Below are 6264 nucleotides of genomic sequence, written 5' to 3'. Positions count from 1 at the left end.
AAGCGCGGAGGCTTCGGCGGGCACGGGCCGGTCATGCGGTCAGGCGTCCGCGCCCCAGAGGAAGCCCGGCACGGGCGTGAAGCGCACGTACGGGCTCCACTCGTCGCCCGGCGGGCAGGGGGTGGGCGGGCACGGCGGCGGCGGACACTTGCTGTCCTCGACCGTGACCGTCACGCACGCGTGGTCCCCGGTCAGCTCGACCCTGGTCACCGAGGGCCGCGACAGGTTGTAGCCCTCGGGTGCGGAGACCTCCTGCCAGTAGTAGGTGCCCAACGGAAGGTGGTCCGCCGAGCAGACGCCCGACGCGGGGGTCGTGCACGGCGGGCCGACGGCGGTGTCGGGGTTGTCCCCCGTGGTCTGCAGACCGGCCACGCCGTTGCTCTCCCGCCACAGCTGGAAAACGGCGCCCGCCAGCGGCTGCCCGCTGTCGGCGTCGACCTTCCTGACGGAGGTGGACCCGCTCGGGGCGGTCGGCGTCTGCGTGTCCTGGACGGGGACCTGGACGTTCGGCCGGCCCAGGTCGATGACGACGGTCGTCACCGGGGACTGCGGCAGGTCGTACCCGGGCGGCGGCACCGTCTCCTGCCAGTAGTACGTGCCCAGCGGGAGCCCGGACGCCGAGCAGACACCCGACGCGGGCGTGACGCACGGGGAGCCCACGGCCGTGTCCGGATTCGGGCCGGTGGCCTGCAGCCCCGGAACGCCGTTGGTCTCGTGCCAGAGCTGGAAGGTGGCGCCCGCCAGGGGCTGTCCGGTCGCGGCGTCGGTCTTCTTGACGGAGGTGGACCCGGTGGGGGCGGTCGAGTGGGTGTCCTGGACGGGGAGCTGGATGTCCTGCCCGTTGGTGTCGAGGACGACGGTCGTCACCGCGGACTGCGGCAGGTCGTACCCGGGCGGCGGCGCCGTCTCCTGCCAGTAGTACGTACCCAGCGGGAGCCCGGACGCCGAGCAGACCCCCGACGCCGGGGTGACGCACGGGGAGCCCACGGCCGTGTCCGGGGTCGCCCCGGAGGCCTGCAGGCCCGCCACGCCGTTGGTCTCGTGCCACAGCTGGAAGGTCGCCCCCGCCAGCGGCTGTCCGGTGGCCGCGTCGGTCTTGGTGACGGAGGTGGACCCGGTGGGAGCGATGGTCTTGGCATCGGCGACGGTGACCATGACGTTCTTCCCGTTCGCGTCCAGCACCACGGTGTTCACGTTGAGGTCGGGCAGGTCGTACCCGTCGGGCGCCGAGACCTCCTGCCAGTAGTACGTGTCCAGCGGGAGGCCGGACGCCGAGCAGACACCGGACGCCGGGGTGACGCACGGGGAGCCGACCGCCGTGTCCGGGGTCGCCCCGGACGTCTGCAGACCGGCGACGCCGTTGGTCTCACGCCACAACTGGAAGGTCGCCCCCGCCAAGGGCTGCCCGCTGTCGGAGTCGGTCTTGGTCACGCTGGTCGAGGCCGTCGGAGCGGCGGCCGGGGTGTCGGCGACGGTGACCGGGGCGCTCTGCCCGTTGGTGTTCAGCACGACCGTGGTCACGTTGAGCCCGGGCAGGTCGTACCCGGGCGGCGCCGCCGTCTCCTGCCAGTAGTACGTGCCCAGCGGGAGCCCGGACGCCGAGCAGACGCCCGACGCGGGCGTGACGCACGGGGAGCCGACCGCCGTGTCGGGATTGGCGCCCGTGGTCTGCAGCCCCGGAACACCGTTGGTCTCGTGCCACAGCTGGAAGGTCGCCCCCGCCAGCGGCCGCGAGGTGGCGGAGTCGACCTTGGTCACGCTGGTGGACCCGGTCTCGACGACCGGGCTCGTGGTGTCCTGGACGGTGACCGGGACGGTCTGCCCGTTCGTGCCGAGGACCACGGTCGTCACCGGCGGCTGGGGCAGGTCGTACCCGGGCGGCGCCGCCGTCTCCTCCCAGTAGTAGGTGCCCAGCGGGAGGTCGGCCGTGGAGCAGACACCATTGCGCCCGGTGGTGCAGGGGGCGCCGACCTTGGTGTCCGGGGTGGTTCCCGTGGTCTGCAGGCCGGCGACGCCGTTGCTCTCCTTCCACAGCTGGAAGGTGGCGCCCGCCAGGGTCTGCCCGGTGGCCGAGTCGACCTTGGTCACGCTGGTCGAGCCGGTGGGGGCCGGCGGGTTGCCGCACTCCGGGAGGTCGCCGTTGAAGGGGTAGGCGTGGAACTCGGTCCCGGTCATGCCCAGACCGGAGTTGTGCAGCAGCGAGCCGGTGGTGAAGAACCGTCCGTTCAGGCCGGGCAGGTTCATCGTGGCGGTGCTGGCCGGGTTGCCGACCAGCACGCTGCCCTGGAACTGCCCCGAGCCGGTCAGGGTGACGGTCGTCGCGGTGGGGAAGTTCCACAGCAGGCGCTCGCGCAGCTGGTTCCACGGGTCGGTGTCCGCGAGGCTGCCGCTGTAGGTGTTGATGGTGCGGGCGTCGCCGACGAGGTTGACCAGGACGGTCGCGTTCGCGGGGATGCCGGCGAAGGTGACCCCCTGGGTGCCGCCGCCGCGGCCGACGATGTCGAAGTCGACGTTGAAGACCTGGAGGGCGGAGGTGCCGTCGCCGGTGAACAGGGTCTGGTACCCCTGGTTGACGGCGGTTCCGGTGGCCGGGCGGGGGGTGCCGGTCCCGGCGTAGCACGCGCTGGCCGTCTGCAGCTCGCCGCGCAGCGGCGCGTAGGCGGCCACGGCCTGCGGGTCGTGGACCTTCGTGCCGGTGACGGTGCCCGTGGTGGCGCCCGCGTAGCGGACGACGCCGCCCTCGGCCAGGAGCGACTGCCCCGGGGCCACGGTGACGTTGCCGCCGGCGGTGAGGAAGTCCGCGCCGTTCGGCGGGGGGACGCGCGAGCCGACGCCGACGATGCCAATGTTGTACACGGAGCTGACCCCGGCGGCCTTGCTCATGTCGAAGTTGCCGAGGGTCACCACGTGCCCCTCGGCCTCGGCGGCCGAGCCCCGGACGTTGAAGTCGCCGCCGACGAAGACGTTCACCCCGGCGTCGCGGCCCGCGAAGGGGCCGTTGTTGACCGGGGGGAACGTCGCCGGACAGTCCGCGCCCAGGCAGGGCCCCAGGCCGCCCGGCAGGCCGGCCGCCTGGGCGGCCGACGGTGCGATGAGCGACATGCCGAAGGGGACGAGCGTCAGGGCCAGGGCGGATCCCATCACCCTGCCGAGCCTTCGTCTCCAGCCGACGGCGGTCGCCTGATTCTGACTGGGCTTCACCACAGTCCTTTCCTCATATGAACCGAACAACAGCCCTCGGAGTGTTCTCGTCGGAGCCCCGAGCAGCGGCGACCCGCCAACCGTTTCGTCTGAACGCCGCGACACGTACACCCGATCGGACGCGGCGGACGCCGGGGCGACTGGGTCTCCCGACCCCGGATTGGGGCCCTCCGGCCCTGACGCGCCGTCAACGGCGGTCCCATCCTGGACTCGTCGAGGCCCCGTCCGCCCACCGCCACCGAACGACACCACGAGTCCCCGGAGGACCCGCATGTTCTGCTACCAGTGCGAACAGACCGACCGCACCGGCGCCACCCCCGGCTGCGCCGGCCCGATCGGCAACTGCGGCAAGGACTCCCCCACCTCGGACCTCCAGGACCTGCTGGTCCACGCGGTCAAGGGCATCTCCCAGTACGCCGCCAAGGCGCGCGCCCTCGGCGACCCGGACGACGAGGCGGCGGCCTTCGTCCTGTACGCGCTCTTCACCACGCTCACCAACGTCAACTTCAACCCCACCCGCTTCGCCGCCCTGATCCAGCTGGCCGTCGGCGTCCGGAACCGGACCAGGGACCGGTACGAGCGGGCCGCGCGCGCCGCCGGGCAGCAGCCGGAGACGCTCACCGGCCCGGCCGCCTGGGCCCCGGCCGCGGACCCCGGCGCCCTGGTCGGCCAGGCGTCGGGCGTCCGGGTGGACATCGGGCTCCCCCTGGTCGGGCCCGAGGTGGTCGGGCTCCGCTCGCTCCACCTCTACGCGCTCAAGGGCATCTGCGCCTACGCCCACCACGCCGACGTGCTCGGCCGCCGCAGCGCCGAGGTGCTCGGCGGCGTCGAGGACGCCCTCGCCTACCTGGCCGGCGAGCCGACCGACCCCGCCGAGCTGCTGGAGCGCGCCGTCGGCCTCGGCCGGCTCAACCTCGCGGCGATCGAACTGCTGGACGCCGCCAACACCGGCACCTACGGGCCCCAGCGGCCCACCGCCGTCCGCACCACCCCGGTCGCCGGAAAGGCCGTCCTGGTCAGCGGCCACGACCTGCGGGACCTGGAGGCCCTCCTGGTACAGACCAGGGGCCAGGGCATCAACGTCTACACCCACGGCGAGATGCTCCCCGCCCACGCCTACCCGCTGCTCAAGGCCCACCCGCACCTGGCCGGCAACTACGGCGGCGCCTGGCAGGACCAGCAGCGGGACTTCGCCGCCTTCCCCGGCCCGGTCCTGATGACCTCCAACTGCGTCATCGAGCCGCACGCCGCCTACCGCCGCCGGATCTTCACCGCCGGACCGGTCGGCTGGCCCGGCGTCCGGCACCTCGCCGACCACGACTTCCGCCCGCTGATCCAGGCCGCCCACGCCCTGCCCGGCTTCCCGGAGACCGCCGCCGAGGAGGAGGCCGTCACCGTCGGCTTCGGCCGGGACGCCGTGCTCGCGGTCGCCGACCAGGTCGTCCACGCGGTGCGGCAGGGCGACATCCGGCACTTCTTCCTGATCGGCGGCTGCGACGGCCCCACCCCCGGCCGCGACTACTACACCGACCTCGCCCTCGGCGCGCCCCGCGACAGCGTGGTGCTCACCCTCGGCTGCGCCAAGTACCGCTTCAACCGGCACGACTTCGGCGAGATCGCGGGCCTGCCCCGGCTTCTCGACCTCGGCCAGTGCAACGACACCTACTCCGCCATCCGGATCGCCACCGCGCTCGCCGACGCCTTCGAGTGCGACATCAACGACCTGCCGCTCACCCTCGCGCTGTCCTGGACCGAGCAGAAGGCCGTCGCGGTGCTGCTCACCCTGCTCGCGCTGGGCATCCGCGACATCCACCTCGGCCCCTCGCTGCCCGGCTTCCTGACCCCCGCCCTGGTCGAGGAACTGGTGAAGCGGTTCGGCCTGCGGGTGGCCGGCGACCCGGCGGCCGACCTGGCCGCCGCGCTCGAACGGACGGCGTCGTGAGCGCGGGGCACGCCCACCCCGTCACCCTCACCACCAGCGACGGCGGCCGGCTGGAGTTCGACTGCGCCCCCGGCCGCAGCGTCCTGGAGGCCGCGGCGGAGGCCGGCGCCGCCCTGCCCGCCTCCTGCCGCCGGGGCACCTGCGGCTCCTGCCACGCCTCCGTCACCGACGGGCCGTACGACCTCGGGCCGCACAGCGAACAGGCCCTCCCGCCGGACGGGCGCGGGCGCGGCGAGGTGCTGCTCTGCCGCACCTTCCCACGCGGTCCGCTGACCGCCGCCCTGCCGTACGAGCAGGCCCGCGTCCTGTACGGCGCCGTCCCGGTCCGCGCGGCCACCGTCACGGCGGTGGACCCGGTCACCCCGGACACCGTGCGGCTGGAGCTGCGCCTCGACGACCCGGACTGCCAGTTCGACCCGGGGCAGTTCATGGAGCTCCAGACACCCGGCAGCGAGGTGAAGCGCGCCTACTCCCCCGCCAACACCGGCAACTGGGAGGGCCGGCTGGAGTTCTACGTCCGACTGCGGGAGGGCGGGCACTTCTCCTCCTACCTCGCCGACCGGGCCCGCCCGGGCGACCGGCTCACCGTGCACGGCCCGCAGGGCGCCTTCGGCCTGCACGAGACCGGCCTGCGGCCGCGCTGGTTCCTGGCCGGCGGCACCGGCCTGGCCCCGCTGCTGGCGATGGCCCGCCGGATGGCCGAGTGGCAGGATCCGCAACCCGCCCGGCTGTTCCTCGGCGTCAACGAGCCGCGGGACGTCTTCGGACTGGACGAACTCGACGCCGTAGCAGCCGAGTTGCCCGGTTTCCGGTACGAGGTCTGCGTCCGCGGGCCCGGCCCCGACTGGTCCGGCCCGACCGGCACCCCGGCCGACCTGCTCGCCGCCGCCCTGCCCGAACTCGGCGGCGCCGCACCGGACCTGTACGTCTGCGGCCCGCCGCCCCTGGTCGACGCCGTGCTGCGCACCGCCGCTTCGGCAGGGGTGCCGGCCGAACAGGTCCACCGGGAGCGCTTCCTGGCCACCTGACCGCCGGGCCGCCGCCGAACTCCTGCCGCGGGGGCCCGGCGGCGACGCCCTTCGGAATATCACACCTCTGAACTCCATTCACAAAAAAAAAAA

General features: G+C 73.7%; 3 protein-coding genes. 2 read left to right on the top strand and 1 reads right to left on the bottom strand.

Annotation, left to right across the window (positions count from 1 at the left end; all coding sequences use genetic code 11):
* Positions 1–39: 39 nt before the first annotated feature.
* Positions 40–3141, bottom strand: coding sequence for a SpaA isopeptide-forming pilin-related protein (locus tag ACWDCZ_RS38060; RefSeq protein ID WP_449818327.1), 3102 nt, complete (start codon positions 3139–3141; stop codon positions 40–42).
* Positions 3142–3472: 331 nt separating this feature from the next.
* On the opposite strand from ACWDCZ_RS38060, the gene hcp reads away from it, so the two are divergent.
* Positions 3473–5143 carry a hydroxylamine reductase gene (gene hcp, locus ACWDCZ_RS38055; RefSeq protein ID WP_380781905.1) on the top strand — a complete coding sequence of 557 codons (1671 nt, stop codon included), beginning with the start codon at positions 3473–3475 and terminating at the stop codon, positions 5141–5143.
* Positions 5140–6171, top strand: a complete 1032-nt coding sequence (locus tag ACWDCZ_RS38050) for an FAD-binding oxidoreductase (RefSeq protein WP_449818326.1) — start codon at positions 5140–5142, stop codon at positions 6169–6171. The genes hcp and ACWDCZ_RS38050 overlap by 4 nt, the downstream gene beginning before the upstream one ends.
* The last annotated feature ends 93 nt before the right edge of the window (positions 6172–6264 follow it).

Source organism: Kitasatospora sp. NPDC001225, assembly GCF_053597855.1.
Note: the sequence above shows the minus strand (reverse complement) of the source record. Positions and strands in the feature narration are given on the sequence as shown.